The organism is Moraxella sp. CTOTU49803 (genome assembly GCF_032097965.1).
GTDB lineage: Bacteria > Pseudomonadota > Gammaproteobacteria > Pseudomonadales > Moraxellaceae > Faucicola > Faucicola tetraodonis.
The window spans coordinates 696,624-712,640 of record NZ_DAMCJP010000001.1; the positions used below are offsets into that span (position 1 = coordinate 696,624).

At 45.3% G+C, this 16,017-nt stretch carries 12 protein-coding genes; 8 read left to right on the forward strand and 4 right to left on the reverse strand.

Annotated features, from left to right (window positions below):
• Positions 1-83 precede the first annotated feature (83 nt).
• Positions 84-1,166, reverse strand: a complete 1,083-nt coding sequence (locus RT422_RS03100; protein WP_050325350.1) for an outer membrane protein assembly factor BamD — start codon at positions 1,164-1,166, stop codon at positions 84-86.
• A gap of 249 nt (positions 1,167-1,415) precedes the next feature.
• On the opposite strand from RT422_RS03100, the gene RT422_RS03105 reads away from it, so the two are divergent.
• The gene (locus RT422_RS03105) at positions 1,416-2,471 is read left to right on the forward strand and encodes an RluA family pseudouridine synthase (protein WP_286130689.1); all 1,056 of its coding nucleotides are present in this window, start codon (positions 1,416-1,418) and stop codon (positions 2,469-2,471) included.
• Positions 2,472-2,564: 93 nt separating this feature from the next.
• On the opposite strand, the gene RT422_RS03110 is transcribed toward RT422_RS03105, so the two are convergent.
• From RT422_RS03110 to RT422_RS03120, 3 genes are all read right to left on the reverse strand, one after another.
• Positions 2,565-3,380 carry a TIGR03915 family putative DNA repair protein gene (locus RT422_RS03110; RefSeq protein ID WP_284034043.1) on the reverse strand — a complete coding sequence of 272 codons (816 nt, stop codon included), beginning with the start codon at positions 3,378-3,380 and terminating at the stop codon, positions 2,565-2,567.
• Positions 3,381-3,464: 84 nt separating this feature from the next.
• A complete protein-coding gene (locus RT422_RS03115) occupies positions 3,465-4,721 on the reverse strand; it encodes a putative DNA modification/repair radical SAM protein (RefSeq protein WP_313421233.1) in 1,257 nt (418 codons plus the stop codon).
• Positions 4,722-4,905: 184 nt separating this feature from the next.
• Positions 4,906-5,463, reverse strand: a complete 558-nt coding sequence (locus RT422_RS03120) for a hypothetical protein (RefSeq protein ID WP_050325353.1) — start codon at positions 5,461-5,463, stop codon at positions 4,906-4,908.
• A gap of 381 nt (positions 5,464-5,844) precedes the next feature.
• Between RT422_RS03120 and RT422_RS03125 the strand changes: the two genes are divergently transcribed.
• The 7 genes from RT422_RS03125 to RT422_RS03155 all read left to right on the forward strand — a co-directional run bounded on the left by RT422_RS03125 (position 5,845) and on the right by RT422_RS03155 (position 15,960).
• Complete coding sequence (locus RT422_RS03125; protein ID WP_284034046.1) at positions 5,845-7,041, forward strand: amino acid aminotransferase; 1,197 nt, start codon at positions 5,845-5,847, stop codon at positions 7,039-7,041.
• Between the two features lie 290 nt (positions 7,042-7,331).
• The gene (locus RT422_RS03130; protein WP_313421234.1) at positions 7,332-8,114 is read left to right on the forward strand and encodes a hypothetical protein; all 783 of its coding nucleotides are present in this window, start codon (positions 7,332-7,334) and stop codon (positions 8,112-8,114) included.
• Positions 8,115-8,178: 64 nt separating this feature from the next.
• Entirely contained in the window at positions 8,179-10,296 is a 2,118-nt protein-coding gene (locus tag RT422_RS03135; RefSeq protein WP_313421235.1) for a PP2C family serine/threonine-protein phosphatase, read from the forward strand.
• 3 nt (positions 10,297-10,299) lie between these two features.
• Positions 10,300-12,750: a hypothetical protein gene (locus RT422_RS03140; RefSeq protein WP_313421236.1), complete on the forward strand. Its 2,451-nt coding sequence runs from the start codon at positions 10,300-10,302 to the stop codon at positions 12,748-12,750.
• Between the two features lie 41 nt (positions 12,751-12,791).
• On the forward strand, positions 12,792-13,097 hold the full coding sequence (locus tag RT422_RS03145) for a zinc-ribbon domain-containing protein (protein WP_313421237.1): 306 nt from the start codon (positions 12,792-12,794) through the stop codon (positions 13,095-13,097).
• A gap of 75 nt (positions 13,098-13,172) precedes the next feature.
• Entirely contained in the window at positions 13,173-13,670 is a 498-nt protein-coding gene (locus tag RT422_RS03150; RefSeq protein WP_313421238.1) for an RDD family protein, read from the forward strand.
• A 49-nt stretch (positions 13,671-13,719) separates the two neighbouring features.
• Positions 13,720-15,960: an FtsW/RodA/SpoVE family cell cycle protein gene (locus RT422_RS03155; RefSeq protein ID WP_313421239.1), complete on the forward strand. Its 2,241-nt coding sequence runs from the start codon at positions 13,720-13,722 to the stop codon at positions 15,958-15,960.
• Positions 15,961-16,017: the final 57 nt, after the last annotated feature.

The window sequence follows — 16,017 nt, forward strand, 5'->3', positions numbered from 1 at the left end:
AAAAGCGCATTTCCAGTTAAAAATTAGCTGATTGAAAAAAAATAGCTAGGATAAACCTAGCTAATGTTAACAGGGTTTATAGATTATTTGACTTGACTGGTATTGTCAGGTGGCAGACCCAAACCAATTGTGGTCTCACGTGCTCTGGTTGGTGTTTCATCATTTGCCGTGGTAGCTGGACTTGGCAAGCGCATTGCCGCAGCTTGCTGAATTGAGGTCTGAATTACTTGTGGCTTGGTATTGCCTGAGTATTGCCCCGACTGCTGGGCTAGCCCTTGAACAGCAGCATTTCGTGAGCTTTGACCGAGCACGCCCAATGTGGCTTTATTTAACCAGTTTGAACCGGTACGGGTATTATCAAGTTTGACGTTGCCACGCGCATCAATCAGACCAGGGTAGTTGATACGAAGGAGTTGTTTATATTGATCGGCGGTATCTGTCATTCCCAGTTTGTCATAGCTATAGGCGATGGTTGCAATAGACTCTGGAATCGCTTCGCTTTGTGGATAGTACTGAAATACCCATTTAGCACGGTTGGCAGCTGCCACATAGGCTTTGCGTTTAATATACCAGCGCGCTACATCCATCTCACTTTCTGCCAATTGGTTATAAATATAACGCATACGTAGCGCAGCGTCTGGGGCATAGGCACTATTGGGAAAGCGATTAATCAGTTGCTGAAAGTTATTAAAGGCAATGCGCGAATAGCCCATATCACGGTGTGCAGGATTAAGTTTGGTGTATTTCATTACGCCGCCTGAGGCTGCCTGCATATTTGAGATGCCGCGAACATAGTACGCATAGTCAACTTGCGGGTTCGATGGGTAAGACTGGATAAAACGATCAGCACTGGCAATCGCATCCAAATAGTCACCATGTTGGTACTGCGCATACATCAAGTCAAGTAACGCTTGCTCGCTGTAATCACCCACAGGATAGAAAGTCCGTAAATCGTTTAACTGGCTAATCGCTTTGGCAAAATTGCCTTTTTTGATGTTGTCAGACGCCGCTTGGTAGTAGCCTTGCTCGCTTTTTTCAGCTTTGGTCGCAACGACTTCGTCTTTGCCACCCAACAATTTTGAATTTTTTAACGTTTGACAGCCCGATAAAGTGGTCAAAGCTAGAGTAATTGCGGTGACACCCACAACTTTAGAAAGATGATGCATATGAACCTCAAATCTATTGCAAAAATATTTGCCCATCATAATACTTATTGTTCAAAACTGAATGCAAAATATTGTATTAAAAATTTCACTAAGTCTATCACGAAACGTTATACTTTGTGACCTATCCGCACATATTAATTTTGAAAATCCCTATACCCTAAGTCTGAACTGTTTATGACCACGCCAATCGCCTCACATCCGATCAACTTAAATCCAATCGAATCAAACATTGAATCTATGAACGAATCTATGACTCAAAACAATACCAATCAACTCGAAGAAGAATGGGAAAACCTGTCACAACCACACCCAAGCCATCAGGATCTGCAGACCCACGATGCTGGCAGTCATCAAATTGTCCAAAATTATACAGTCAACTCTGAGCAAATAGGGGAGCGCATTGATAAAATTGCTGCCTTGGTGTTTAGCGACTATTCGCGTGAGCAAATTAAAAATTGGCTTGAGTCAGGCGAATTAACCGTAAACGGCGCAGCGCAAAAACCCAAATATCGTCTTAAGCCCAATGATATGTTGGTGCTTAAAGCGAGTTTGACCGCTCAACAGCAAGATTTGCCTGAGAATATCCCACTTGATATCTTGTATGAAGATGAGGCGGTGCTGGTCATCAATAAGCCCGTAGGCTTGGTCGTCCATCCTGGCGCGGGCAATGGGTCAGGTACGCTAGTCAACGCGCTGCTTTTTCATTATCCTGACAGCCGCACGCTACCTAGAGCAGGATTGGTACATCGCATCGATAAAGAAACATCGGGTTTAATGGTGATTGCTAAAGACAGTCAAAGCCAACTGCATCTAATTAATCAGCTTAAAGACAAATCCGTGTACCGGCTTTATCAAGCGATTGTGTTAGCGTCCGCGGCTGAGCTTGCCCGCCATCGCACCATTGACGCCCCCATTGGTCGCCATCCGACCCAGCGCACTAAAATGGCGGTGGTGGGTAGTGGCAAACCCGCTGTCACCCATCTTGAGAAAATCACAGCGATAAGCGACGCTGTCTCATTGGTCAGCGTCCGCCTTGAAACAGGGCGTACCCACCAAATCCGTGTACACTTATCAAACTTGGGTTTTCCGTTGCTCGGAGATCCGCTCTATGGTGCAGCTCGTAAAAATGCGATATTGTTAAAAACTTTGCATGACGACCAAAAACACATCGTGCAACAGTTCCAGCGTCAGGCACTACATGCTTATGAGCTTGGCTTTATCCACCCAAAAACAGGCGAGCCTATTAAAGTGCAAGCACGCCTGCCCGAAGACATGCAAAAATTACTCGACACCCTAAAGCCCTAACAAAGCCATAACTTTTTACCGTTATACGACTTTGATTAAATGACTGAGGCGTTATTGAGGCGTGTTAGCGGGCAATTAGGGTACGCCCCGCTATTAACCCATTTTTTCCGTCAAATATTTCCAATAGCGTTTTGGCAAATACTGAATATGCAGCTTGCGATTCAACCGCTCCTTGATGGTCACGTGGGTAAAATATTTTTGCCAAAGCGTTTGGTATTGTCGTTCTGCCTTGCTATAAAACTGCTGCGGATGCAGTAGCGCTTCATCATCTACATCACAGATAATATGGACTTGTTCGCTGCGATCATCGTGAGCGTAATAAATACCAAACCCGCGTTTGACATCATAAATCGCCCAAGTCTGATCGGCATAGCGTGCTTTAAAATGCTGATGCAAAATGGGTAATACATTAAAATCAGGCTCAACGCGCGCAAAATATACCGGTTTGTCGGTGTCTGGCATTTGCATTTGTTCAAATCGCACAAACGCCTGCATACGGTGGCGCTCTCGCCCGACCATTTTGATAAGCTTGCTTACTGCCATCACATCCGCATGGGTATAATTCTCCCACACATTAAGGTTGGGATTGGACAGTTGAAACCGTACCACCCCAAACAGATGACTATACACCGTAGGCGATTCTGATAAAAAGCCCCACAGCAGTTGCCGCATACCTTTTTTGCCAAAGACGCGCGCTAATTTATCACTCACCCGTAAGGTTTTGGCTTCATCGGTTGCGACGGTGACAGTGTCTTGCCAAAAATTGGGCACTACTTCATGCTCGGCTTGAATGGTCACAATCGGGGTGTGCTGCCAACCGTTCTCATAGATGGTAAACACACACGTGAGCCACCCTTCAAAGCTGCCATCAAAGATTAAAATAGGGGGCTCAGCCGTCATTAAATCCATAAATGATTGACCTTTTGCACAGTGGACTTTAAAACCTTAATTTTAAAAGATTGATTTTAAAAAATTAATTTTAAAACAATAATGCTAAAACAACACCAATTGACCATGCCGCTCGGCTTTGAATTTGGTTTGGGTCTGCGCCAGCACATAATCGCGAAAGTTATCCTGCGTTAAATGACTTAAATGCTCATTGCGACCTTTGAGTGCGATAAAGTATTTGGCACGGTTTACGGCAGCGCCCATTTGCTTGAGATGTTCGAGCGTCAAAGTCGAAAATTTTCGTGCCTGAACAATTTTTTTGGCAGTTCGGGTGCCAATACCAGGAATACGCACAATCATTTTGTAAGGCGCGGTCTGAATATTGACGGGGAAATGTGACTTATTACGAATCGCCCAAGCCAATTTGGGGTCACAGTCCAAATCCAAGAACGGATGGTCATCGGGTAGAATTTCTTCTGCTTCAAATCCATAAAAACGCATGAGCCAATCCGCTTGGTACAAGCGATTTTCTCGCACCATCGGCACAGGAGTACCCATGGCGGGCAAGCGATTGTCACTGAGCATAGGTACATACCCTGAATAGTACACCCGTTTTAGGTCGTATTCTTGATAAAAATGGCTCGATAAACGGATGATTTGTAAGTCGGTCTCTTGCGCTGCGCCCACAATCAGCTGGGTACTTTGACCCGCTGGGGTAAATTTTGGGGTATGTTTGTGTTGTTTTTTACTGTCTTTAAACACCACGATTTGTTCTTGCACCACTTTCATTGGCGCTTTCATATCGTCATGGTTTTTTTCAGGGGCGAGCAATGCCAAGCCTGATTTGGTGGGGATTTCCATATTGACGCTTAAGCGATCGGCATACAATCCTGCTTCCTGCATCAGCTCAGCAGACGCACCGGGAATAGTTTTTAGATGAATATAGCCATTGAATTTGTGCGCAAGGCGCAAGGTTTTGGCGACACGAACCAATCGCTCCATGGTGTAGTCGGGCGATTTAAAAATCCCTGAGCTTAAAAACAAGCCTTCAATATAGTTGCGCCGATAAAACTGCATGGTCAAATCAACCATTTCTTCGACAGTAAAAGCTGCGCGCGGCGTATCGTGACTGCGCCTTGAAGTGCAATAGGCGCAATCGTAAATACAATGATTGGTAAACAATATTTTTAATAAGGAAACACAGCGGCCATCTTCGGTATAGCTATGACAAATACCCGAGTTAGCCGTACCGATTCCTTTGTTATGATTGTCACGTTTGCTACCACTTGATGAACAGGAAACATCATATTTGGCAGCATCGGCTAAGATGGCTAATTTGTCTTGCAATCTTTCATAATTCATCGCGAAAACCTTGCATCTCTCATATATCAGCGGATAAAAACATAAAAAATAGGTTACAAAATTAAACTTAAGATGAGTATTTTACCTTATCAGCCGCTAAAAATACGGTCAAAAAAAAGCAAGACGACAACGTGTGACGTCTTGCTTTTGGTAGATTAATTAATTAGTGACCACAAATTACGAATTACGGGTTAACGATAATAGCCGGTGCGGTCGTGACAGGCACGGTGGTCATTGTCGCTACCGCAGGCGTTGATGCGGGTAGCAATACAGGAGTTGTCGTAGTAGTAGAAACAACGGTGGCAGGTTTTGACACGGTTACTGTCGCGCCTGAGCCTGTTTGTACCGTCACTGGGGTGGTGGTATTGACATTCGATGTTGATACTACAGTTGTAGTAGGTGCTGTTGTTACCACAGGGGCTGTGGTAGTGACGACAGGCGTAGAGGTAGATGTAGAGACAGTGCGATAGGTCGGCGTGGTGACAATTTGCGTCGGGTAAAATGGCATACCGTCAACGATGGTAAATCCATTGGGTCGAACCATTACCGTATCGCTCGTGCCATCGATATGTTGGTTGACAATTGTTGTGGTTTTTGGCGCGACGCGGGTCGTGGTTACTGTTGTCGTTTTTTTGGCGGCGGCTTTAACGGTGCGCGCATGACTCGGTGTTGCCACCGCAGTCATGGCAATCACCGCAACTGTCGCGGCAACGATTTGGGATTTTTTTATAGCGGTCATCATGTTGTGTTTCCTCAAAATACACAGTGGCGAAAAATAAATAGGGGTCAAAAATATACACCGAATTGATAAAATTATTATGCGCATATTGTTGATAGAAATATAAGTTATAAATGTAAATAACACAGAAAATTTGCAATTTATGCGATAGCTGCTGTGGAAAAATGTAACTGCATGGGTCAATTAACCCATTGAACAGGACACTTTAACAGGCTTGAATTTTTGCTAATTAAAGCGCTTAGACAAGCAAAAAAATAGGCGTGACGGTTGTTTTATTGGGTTACAAGGTTTATCCTTATCCGTTGACATTGAATATTTGGGCAATGCCACGTTAGCGTAAATTTTTTAGCAGTCAAACTTATCAATTAAATGTAGGAGCTATTCATGTTTTCACATGTAGAACCGTATGCGGGTGACCCGATTTTGGGGTTGATGGACAAGCATAAACAAGACCCACGTGCCGACAAAGTTAATTTGGGTGTGGGTGTATATTTTGATAATGACGGTAAATTACCCGTCCTTAACTGTGTGCAAAAAGCTGAAGCACAAATCGCTAATCCACCAAAACCACGTCCCTATCTGCCAATGGACGGTCTGCCAGGTTATCGCGCTGCTTGCCAAAACCTATTGTTTGGTAAAGATGCACAAGTATTAAAAGACAAACGTGTAGCAACCACAGCAACCATCGGTGGTTCAGGTGCGCTCAAAGTCGGGGCTGATTTTATTCATGCTTGGTTTCCACAAGCCAAATGCTATGTGTCTGACCCAACGTGGGCGAACCATATTGGTATCTTTGAAGGGTCTGGTTTTGCAGTGGGCAAATATCCTTACTATGATGCAGCGACCAATGGCATCAAATTTGATGAGCTGATTGCTTTTCTAAACACCTTGCAAGCCCATGATGTGGTGTTGCTGCATCCCTGTTGTCATAACCCAACGGGCGTTGACTTGACCCAAGCGCAATGGGATAAAGTGCTTGAAGTGGTCAAAGCGAAAAACTTGCTTGCCTTTATGGATATTGCTTATCAAGGCTTTGGTGAAGACATGGATACAGATGTCTACGCGATTCGCAAAGCAGTGGACATGGGCTTGTTATTCTTTGTCAGTAACTCATTCTCAAAAAATCTATCACTGTATGGTGAACGCGTTGGCGGTTTATCTGTGGTGTGTAAAGATGAAGCACAAGCCAAAGCAGTACAAGGTCAACTGCAGTTCAATATTCGCCGCATTTACTCAAGCCCACCTTCGCATGGCGGTCACGTGGTTGATATCGTGATGAATGACGAAGCGTTATTCAATGAATGGGTACAAGAAGTGTATGTGATGCGCGATCGTATCAAAGACATGCGCCAAAAACTGCGTGACAGTTTAGAAGCCAAATTACCGGGTCGCAGTTTTGAATATATCACCAAGCAAAATGGTATGTTTAGCTATACTGGTCTCACCCCTGAGCAAGTAGCGCGCATTATTAAAGATTTTGGTATCTATATGGTTGCTAATGGTCGTATCTCGGTTGCCGGTCTAAACGCTAGCAATATCGACTATGTAGCCAATGCCATGGCAGAAGTGTTAAAAGACTAAGCGTATTACATGGGCTTATTAAATAAGCCTGTTAAGAAACTAAGATAGCTTAAATCATCAAAACCCTTAACCGCGTGTTAGGGGTTTTTTATGACGTATGGCTTACGATTTATAAGTGATGGTTTATGACTTATGATTAACGGGGCGGGGGAGTATTTAAGCCCTTCTGGTAAGATTGTAGAAATATTTTTGAGGGTTGTTAATTAAATCCCCACAAAAAACCTTGCTTTTCGTATCGGCTTTTGCTGAGATACCGATTACAATAATTTTTATAAAAATAGGATATCTTTATGGTCGCCCAAAACCCCATACCCAATTTTCAAACCGCAACTGATTCTACGCCGCCATCCATCCCGCAAGCCATCACCCCGCAGTTTCGTGAAATCGACTACGGCAATAACGTTGCCCAGCGTACCCTATGCGTTTTGGTGTTGGATTTGTCAGGCTCAATGGCGATACGCTCAGGCAATGGCGACAAACGCCGTATCGATATGCTCAATGAAGGGATTGAAGCGTTTTATCATGATTTGATGAAAGATGAAACAGCACGTAACCGTGTGCGTTTAGCCATTGTCATCGTAGGCGGGGTCAATGACACTGCAGAGCTGATGATGGACTGGACGGATGCGATTGATTTTTTTCCGATTAAATTTCGTGAAAATGGCATGACGCCGCTCGGACAAGGTATGTTACTTGCGCTCAACTTGATTGAGCAAGAGCGTATCAATCTACGCGACAACGGTATCAATTATACCCGTCCTTGGGTTATTGCCATGACGGATGGTCTGCCCACCGACAGCCAAGATGTGTGGCAGGCGGCTATCAATCAATGTCACCAAGCCGAGCAAAATAATCAATGTATTATTTATCCGATTGCCATTGATGCGGGTGTGCAAGAAGTTAAGATGCTCAAGCAATTGTCGATTTTAACCCCGCCCGTGCATCTCAACTCCGTTAAATTTGTCGAATTTTTTGTGTGGTTGTCCGCGAGTCTTAAGACCGTGTCACAATCTGCGCCTGGGGAAACCGTGCAATTAGGGAGTATCTCACCGTGGGCGACCATTCAAAGTTGATGGCAAAGATAATCACCTTCAACGCTCATGATAATAAAAAAACCTAAAAAAATTGGGGATAATGATGAACCAAACCACGGATTTGTTCGCGCAAACATCGCAATCATCAGTCCAACCATCTTGGCAAGTGTATGGCGCATCCAGTATTGGTAAATCCCATATCGACAGCAACCTGCCCAATCAAGACAGTATCTATTTGCAAAAAAACGAACACAGTATAGCGGCTGTAGTATGTGATGGGGCGGGCTCGGCAAAATTTAGCCAAGCGGGGGCAGCGTTTTTTAGTCAATCAATTGGAAAAATGCTGCTCAGTCTCGGTGTGGGTCTCAGTGTTAGTCACAGTGTCAGTATCAGCGGCATTGCGTTTGATTTGGTGCAAGTCAAACAGCAAATTATCGAGCAATTATCACAAATACGCCTCGACCTGCAGTCACAGCTGACCGCTGAATCGAGCCTAAGAGATTATCACACCACCTTTACTGGGCTACTCATTCATTCAAATCATCAAGCACTATTGGTGCAAATCGGTGATAGTCCTCTTATCACCAGCCAATTTGTTGTCCGCCATCCTCACATTGATTATTTTACCAACTTGCAAGTGTACGGGGATGATAGCAAGAATGAATACGTCAATGAGACGCATTTTATCACCCAAGACAATTGGCAATCCTTTTTAAGGGTTGAGCCCATTGATTTATCGCAAGTGGATTGCCTTGCACTGATGTCGGATGGCTGTGCGGACTTGGTATTTGAAGGCGCAAGTGTTACGCCCAAAATTTACCGCCCTTTTTTTGGCAACTTGCTGTTTAATTTAACCCAAAGTCAAAGCGCACAGCAGGGCAGCGCGATTATTGAACAGGCGCTTGGCAACCCTGCGACCTATCGATTAACCGGTGATGATAAATCCTTGGTGGTGTTATTAAAAAATCAACAGCATTATCAAAACCTTGAACCGATGGTTGAGGGGCAAAATGAAACCCTAGAGAATGACACTATAGTGACTGAAATCATAGCGACCGCACCAAACAACCCCACGGTCTGGCATACCGATGCTGTCAATCATAAAAATACCCGAGCCACTAGCACGCCTGATGACCTAGCCTTTAATAACATCAATAACATAGCGCCTAACCCAAATCCGCACGCCAGTGTTGTACATACTGCTCCTGCAACTCCAGCTGCCACAACATCGCAGGTGTTGCCGCCTTCGCAGTCCGTCAGTGACTCAACCAGACAGCGGCGTAATACCGCTATGATGGCTGGCGCCGCGATGCTCATTGGCACAGGTATATTGGGCTGGATAAATAAAGATCGATTGCTGCCCACACAAACTGTCAACAATGCCAATACTACGGCATCGGTGGCGAGCACAACGCCCGCCTCGGCTATAACGCCCCCACTGACCGCGCACGCACTGGGTGATTCCTATGCCATTGACTTGACCAAAGCCGCAACGGTTACCGAGAGTGGCAATCCGAGCGATGATCCCATCTTTAAGGTAATAATAGCTAGCCCGCAAGGTCAGTCTATCGATGTCATCGAGCAAAAATCTAAACCAACAAGTAGCGCTAAAACTAAAAACGACAATAAAAACGAAAACAAAAACAAAAATAATGCGAATCAGCCATTGTTATCCGCCACTATTACCACGGTGGTCGCTAATAAAAACCCATCGGCTGCAACGGTTGCCAGTGGCGCAGCGAGTACAGCGTTGCAAAACCAACATACCGATGCTGCTTTGGCGGCTACTTTGAGCGACTCACAATTTAACAATCATGCTGTCAAACTTGCCGCTAAAGCAAGCTGCTTGCCAGTTACCGATACCCATGATTTGACAAGTTTGGGTGTCACCATCCAGCCCACCATGAATTACTACAACTGCCAAATTAGCTTGCCTATCAAATCGATGATAAGCCAAATAGCTGGGTTAAGCAAAAAGACGGAAATCTTGGATAGTCTGACGCTCGATAAAGGGTTATCAGAAATTTTAACTAGCTCTACCAGCCATACAGCAGCTACCGCCTCTACGGGTTTGCCTGCTAGCACGGTCAGCGATTCTAGCGGCAATCAGCAAATACAGCTATACTATTTGGGTATTACTGAGCCAGTAAATCATATGAGTGCTACTGCTAGCACTGAGTTAGCCGCTTTACCCACCTCATCTGCCCATCTGAAGAGATAGTCCATGCCGTATTTAATTGCAAACAATCAGCGTATCACCATTGATTTGCCTATCTCTCATGAGATCGGCTCGGGCGGTATGGGCATTGTCTACCGTCTTGGTAATCTGTTTGGCACGGGCAATTTGGTGGCAAAAATCTTTAAAAATCCCACCGATCCCAAAAACCCCAGCCTTGCCAAACTACAAGCCATGATGGCGCGCCCGCCTGAGCATATTTATGAAGTGATTAATGGGGTAGGGTATACCCAGTTTGCTTGGGTGAGACATCTGATTGTCGGCGAACATGATGAGCTCATTGGCTATGCCATGCCAGAGCTGGACTTTGATAGGTCGTTATCGCTCAATCCTTTTATGTACCCAAGAGAGGCAGCAAAACTGACTGCGTATCAGCAGAGTCTCAATTATCGTGTGCAGCTGTGTGCCAATATTAGCGCCTTGATGGCGGACTTGCATGGTCATGGGCATGCCTTTATTGATTTTAAAGAAGCCAATATACGTCTGATGCCAGAGCCAAGCACGGGCATGGATGATGATTATAAAGGCTTTATCGTTGGGTTTATCGACTGTGATAGCTATCGTATTACTGGCAGTGATGGCAGCGTTTATCCAAGTCCTGTAATCTCACCTGAAATGACCAGTCCTGAATACCATGAACACAAAGATATTGGTTTGTTGGATGAAAAACACGACCGTTTTGTACTGGCGATTGAGCTGTTTAAAATTTTAAACAATGGTATTCATCCTTTTTATTTTATCCCTGTGTCAGACCGATTAAAAAATGCTGCCCATCGCAATACCGACCAATTCATCAAAGAGCGGCTATATGCTTATGGCTTGCAGCCACAGCCAGAGATTGCACCGCTAAAAAATAGCATTCATGTGTGTTGGGATGACCAAACCCGTGCAATGTTTGATAAAGCGTTTTTATCGACCAATCCAACTGATCGCCCAAGCGCTGCCGAGTGGGAAAATCATCTACGCGGATTGGTTCAACACCGCCAGTTTAAAGTGTGTGAAAACTATCCCAATGATGCTAGCCACATTCATTTTGTCGGTAAACCCTGTCATCGCTGTCTGTTTTTAACCGTACCCAATAACCCGTTAACTACGCCCGTACCCGCAATTAGCGCTGCAGCGACAACCAGCGTCTGGCAAACCACGCCCAACCGTGCTTCTGTAGCGTCCACTGCCGCAAATCCCCCAAATCATCGGCCAAGCGCGGCTTTGACCGGTTTGATGGATGATGAGACATTGGCAAATAATCGTCGGCTTGAGCAATCGCTCAATACTCAGGCTAACAGTCACAGGGGCACACCGATCCAGCCCATCAATGTAGTCAATGCAGTCGATGACGCGACCCAAACAACGGCGACTCATTCAATGGCGATGCCAGACACAATGGCAGATACGATGACAGCACCCACTTCGCCACCGCATACCACTGCCACCGGTGAGGTATCTGTCAAAAAGCCCTCTAAAGGGTGGCTGATAGCGATGATTGCTGCCCTAGTGGCAATCGGTGGCTATGGCGTATCAAGGTTAAAATCCGCCTCAACACCCATAACATCACAATCCGCCACTAACAATCAGTCCGATAATACCAAAGCGGCAAGCACCGATGATAATCCACAAAAAAAACCAAAAAGCCAAAATAGCTACAGCACCATCATCAAATCGCTGCCAACAGCAAAAGCCACTATGACGCAAGCGCTTAAAGCGCAAAATGGGTTTTTTTCTTCCTCGTCGCAAACTAGCGTAGCCAAGCTGTATCAAGACACGCTCGGTATTAGCCCTGAGTTTTTTGATAACGTAGTCAAGGTGGGTGAGTTTGCCGAGCCATCGCTCAAACAGCTGCAAGAGCTTGGTTACAGCCAAGATATCAATGCGACAAAGCAATACTCGCTTGAAGCCTTTCGCAACGCGGATATGGGCTATTTTAAACAGCAGCCGATAAATAAAACGCTCGCCAAACAACTCAATGAAGCGGCAAAAAGCTATTACTGGCGCAAAAAAGACCCAAAAGCCGCCGCTTATCTTCAAGCGCAAGCAGTGAAATACAATCCCAACCAAGGCGAATATGTCGCTAATTTCGCTTATTATTTATTTAAAAATAACTATCCTTATAGCAAATCTTTTTTGCTTTATGCGCTACAAACGCCGCGTGATAGCAGCAAATACCCCAATACTTATATGATTGAATTGGCAGCGGCAATGGCACTGCAAGTGGGTGATGACAAAGGCGCAGTGGGGTCGTTATTGGCACAGTTTTATACCACGGACGATCAACAAAAACGTTGCCAAAACATGTTAAATTATCCGCAAACCTATCCAGAACTGGTACCCATCGCCGAGAAAGTATTAGCCATTATCGACCAGCAAAACAGCAGCGGCGCCAATCCTGTACCTGCTGAGTGCTTGCCGCCATACAACTGGGTCGTTGGATCGTCAAATTAGTTTATCAAATTGAAAATATGAAAATAGGGTAGTAAACATCTATGATTATTGTCTGCCAACAATGTGGTCAAAAATTACCAAAAACTGCGGTTATGTGCCCAAATTGTGGCAGTCGTCAGTTTGCGCAACAATTTGATAATCATACTCAGCCGCAGCAAGCAAATTCGTTTGTACAGTCAAGTGGCTATAATACCTATGACGCGACCCAGCCCGAACATTCCACTTGGCAAAGTCATACGCCAAATCCATCTGCAGGCAATTATCAACCGACCGATATGCCAGCTATTCAGGCTAGTCAACCCATGCAGCAACCTGCTCAACCAATCTATGCCCAGCCTAACTATTAACAGCCTGATATTGCTCAGGCGTCAAATCCACCCGCACAACCCACTGACTATGCGACTCCTTATGTCGCTCCTGCAGTGCAACCCCAGCAACCTAGCCAATACCCAACGCCTGCTACCAATCAGCTGCCTTCGACCGCGCTGCAGACTCGTAAGCCGGCTTATACCATGCTATATGCAGGTTTTGTGCGCCGCGCATTGGCTTATCTATTTGATTTAGCGTTAGTGAGTTTATTATTGGGATTGGCTTATCAATTATTGTTGCCGCAGATTTTACCGCAGCTTGGCATTCGTGGGTTTACCGATCAAACGCTTGCCTTGATAGCGTATGGATTTTATTTGTTTTATATGACGTTATTGACCTGTTTGGGACGACAAGCAACGGTGGGCAAGGTGATTATGGGTATGTGGGTGTTTGGTATGCAGGGTCAACGGGTTAATTTTTTCCATGCGTTAATCCGCGAAACCTTAAAGCTTATCTTATTGCCATTTGGTTTTTTGATGTGGTTTACCGCCCGAAAACAAACGCTGCATGATTTAATCGCACGCACGGTGGTGTTGTATGACCCCAATTAATTTTTAAACAGGGATAGCAATAAAAAAGTTAATCAATTTGGAAAACCCCATGCTAAACATAGTGAGTCGTACAAAAGCCAGCAAAAAACCCAACGCCAAAGCGCAAACGTTGAGCGAAATCATGATTTTAGCGGTGGTATGGCTCCTGTTAATTGGCGCATTTTTACTGGCAGATTACGCCCATTCGCCCAAACTGCAGCGTTATCAACTCGAATTGATGAGCTATACCGAAGGCATCGCCAAACCGCAACTGCTCAGCAAGTATTGTGGCGACAACGTTATTACTAATCTGTATGACAACCGTAATAACCGCAATTATGGCATGACTCAAGCCTGTGCCCAAGCCAGTCAGCCCGCACAATTAATGAGTGAGGCAAAGCAACATTTTGTTAAAACCCAGCACGCTTTAGCGGCCGCATGGCAAACCCAAGGCAAACAGCAACGCCAAACCGAGCTGGTTGAAAATGAAACCGAAGTGAATTTGGGTGGCGATAAACTCAGCAATCGCCAAGACTGGCTACACCTTAACGCTAGTGGTCAACTTGATAGTTTAAACAACCTAATGGCGGTGAAAACCGATAAATTCTCGCCCGCCGACCAAGCCAATTTTGCGGTGTCATTGCTTGCGGTTGCCGATGGCAATCGACGTTTTGCCTACAATCGCCTGTTTAGCAATCAGCCTGCCATTGCCAAACTGTTAAATCAATCAGCAAATGATGTTGCCAGTATCTATGACGCCAATAACAACCAACAAAAAGCCCTGCAAGCGAACAATTTACTGCCATCAATTGGCACGCCCATGCATTTGGGAATGCTCACGCAGGTGTGTATTTGGTCATGGGTGACGTGGGGATTGCTATGGCTGTCGCGGCGTAAGCATTGGCTAGAAGTGTTACCGATAGCCATCACCGTGTGGGGACTGGTCATTGCCGGTGTTAGCCATACAGTGATATTGCCGATGATGGTGGGGGGTGTGATGTTTTGCGTCGGCGTGTTACTGAGTGTATTGACGATTTTTTCGCCCATGCGTCGGTTGATGGAAAAATTCCCCGACAACCGTGCCATGCTGTCATCCGCGTGGATTTATCCGTTATTTGTAGGCTTTGCCACCTTTGGCTTGATGATTTTATTTGATTTAAGCACGCGTAGTTATTTGTCACTACGTTATATTTTCCTCAATCATTTCAAAGATTTGTTTTGGTGTTTTGTGTTTATTAGCCTGGCTCGCCCGATTAGCAGTTTGCTGAGTTGGGGGCTTAAAATCCTCGTTGCCAATAACTTACTACACAGCAGTTGGGGCAATGTTAAATCGGCGATGACTAAAGCGCGTGTGTGGCTACTTGCCTTTGCGGTGGGCTATTTGGGCTTGGCAGTGTTGATTCACAGTGACAGTGCGAAAGTCGCTGAACTGTCAAAAATTTGGCTGATGGTGTTTTTGGGCGTGTTTTTGGCGATTAACCAACGCGGCTTGATTAATCATCTGTTTTTCCGCTCCAAAAAAATGACCCTGCTGCTTGCTTTTGCGGTGGTGTTGCCGTTTATCGCACTGGGTATTGCCAATGAAAAAGGCACCATGCTGGTATTTTTGTTTTTGTTTACCTTTTTGGTAGGTGTGGCGCTATCCAACAAAATTTTCCAAATGGGCGGTCGGGGTTATATTTTGGGCGTGTTGTCGAGTACCGCGATTTTGCTTTTGCTGATGATGGTATTGGTGAATTTAAGCGGATTTGATGCGCGTACTGCCGAGCGGGTCAATGCTTGGGTCAATCCGTTTGTGGCGAGCAACGATCAGATGGCGATTTTGCATTGGTTTCGCGATAGTGTGCCGATGATTGGCTATGGGTTTGGCGATATTCCGTGGTGTGGTTATCACTTAACAAACAGCCATTTATCGGGCTGTCAGGGCGTGCCGCTACAGATGCAAAGTGACTATACGATTACCTCGGTGATGGCAGTGGTGGGTATCGGGGCCAGTGTGGTGCTGATGATGGTGTATTTTGCGTGGCTTGCGCTCATTGCCCGTCAGCAGATGGCGTTTGCCAGTGAGCAGATGAAATCACGGCTGTTGTCGGGCGGTTATTTTTTGCTGGCGTGGGTGATTTTGCTGTGGGTGGTGATTACGGTGTTTCAGGCACTTGTCACCATTTCGGGGAATTTAGGAATTTTACCGCTCACGGGGGTGACGTTGCCGTTTTTAAGTTATGGCACCAGTAATTTATGGCTCAATAGTATTATGCTCAGTTTGGCATTATTTCAGCCAAAGTTGATGTTGGACGGCAATAAACCGTAAACCTTATGCTCAAGAACTTATCCAATCGTAGAAACGTCAAATTTTAGTAAGGCTTGC

Excerpts from the sequence above, each read along its gene's own strand:
- RT422_RS03100 (WP_050325350.1), bottom strand. The coding sequence starts at position 1,166 with ATGCATCATCTTTCTAAAGTTGTGGGTGTCACCGCAATTACTCTAGCT.
- RT422_RS03105 (WP_286130689.1), top strand. The coding sequence starts at position 1,416 with ATGACTCAAAACAATACCAATCAACTCGAAGAAGAATGGGAAAACCTG.
- RT422_RS03110 (WP_284034043.1), bottom strand. The coding sequence starts at position 3,380 with ATGGATTTAATGACGGCTGAGCCCCCTATTTTAATCTTTGATGGCAGC.
- RT422_RS03115 (WP_313421233.1), bottom strand. The coding sequence starts at position 4,721 with ATGAATTATGAAAGATTGCAAGACAAATTAGCCATCTTAGCCGATGCT.
- RT422_RS03120 (WP_050325353.1), bottom strand. The coding sequence starts at position 5,463 with ATGATGACCGCTATAAAAAAATCCCAAATCGTTGCCGCGACAGTTGCG.
- RT422_RS03125 (WP_284034046.1), top strand. The coding sequence starts at position 5,845 with ATGTTTTCACATGTAGAACCGTATGCGGGTGACCCGATTTTGGGGTTG.
- RT422_RS03130 (WP_313421234.1), top strand. The coding sequence starts at position 7,332 with ATGGTCGCCCAAAACCCCATACCCAATTTTCAAACCGCAACTGATTCT.
- RT422_RS03135 (WP_313421235.1), top strand. The coding sequence starts at position 8,179 with ATGAACCAAACCACGGATTTGTTCGCGCAAACATCGCAATCATCAGTC.
- RT422_RS03140 (WP_313421236.1), top strand. The coding sequence starts at position 10,300 with ATGCCGTATTTAATTGCAAACAATCAGCGTATCACCATTGATTTGCCT.
- RT422_RS03145 (WP_313421237.1), top strand. The coding sequence starts at position 12,792 with ATGATTATTGTCTGCCAACAATGTGGTCAAAAATTACCAAAAACTGCG.
- RT422_RS03155 (WP_313421239.1), top strand. The coding sequence starts at position 13,720 with ATGCTAAACATAGTGAGTCGTACAAAAGCCAGCAAAAAACCCAACGCC.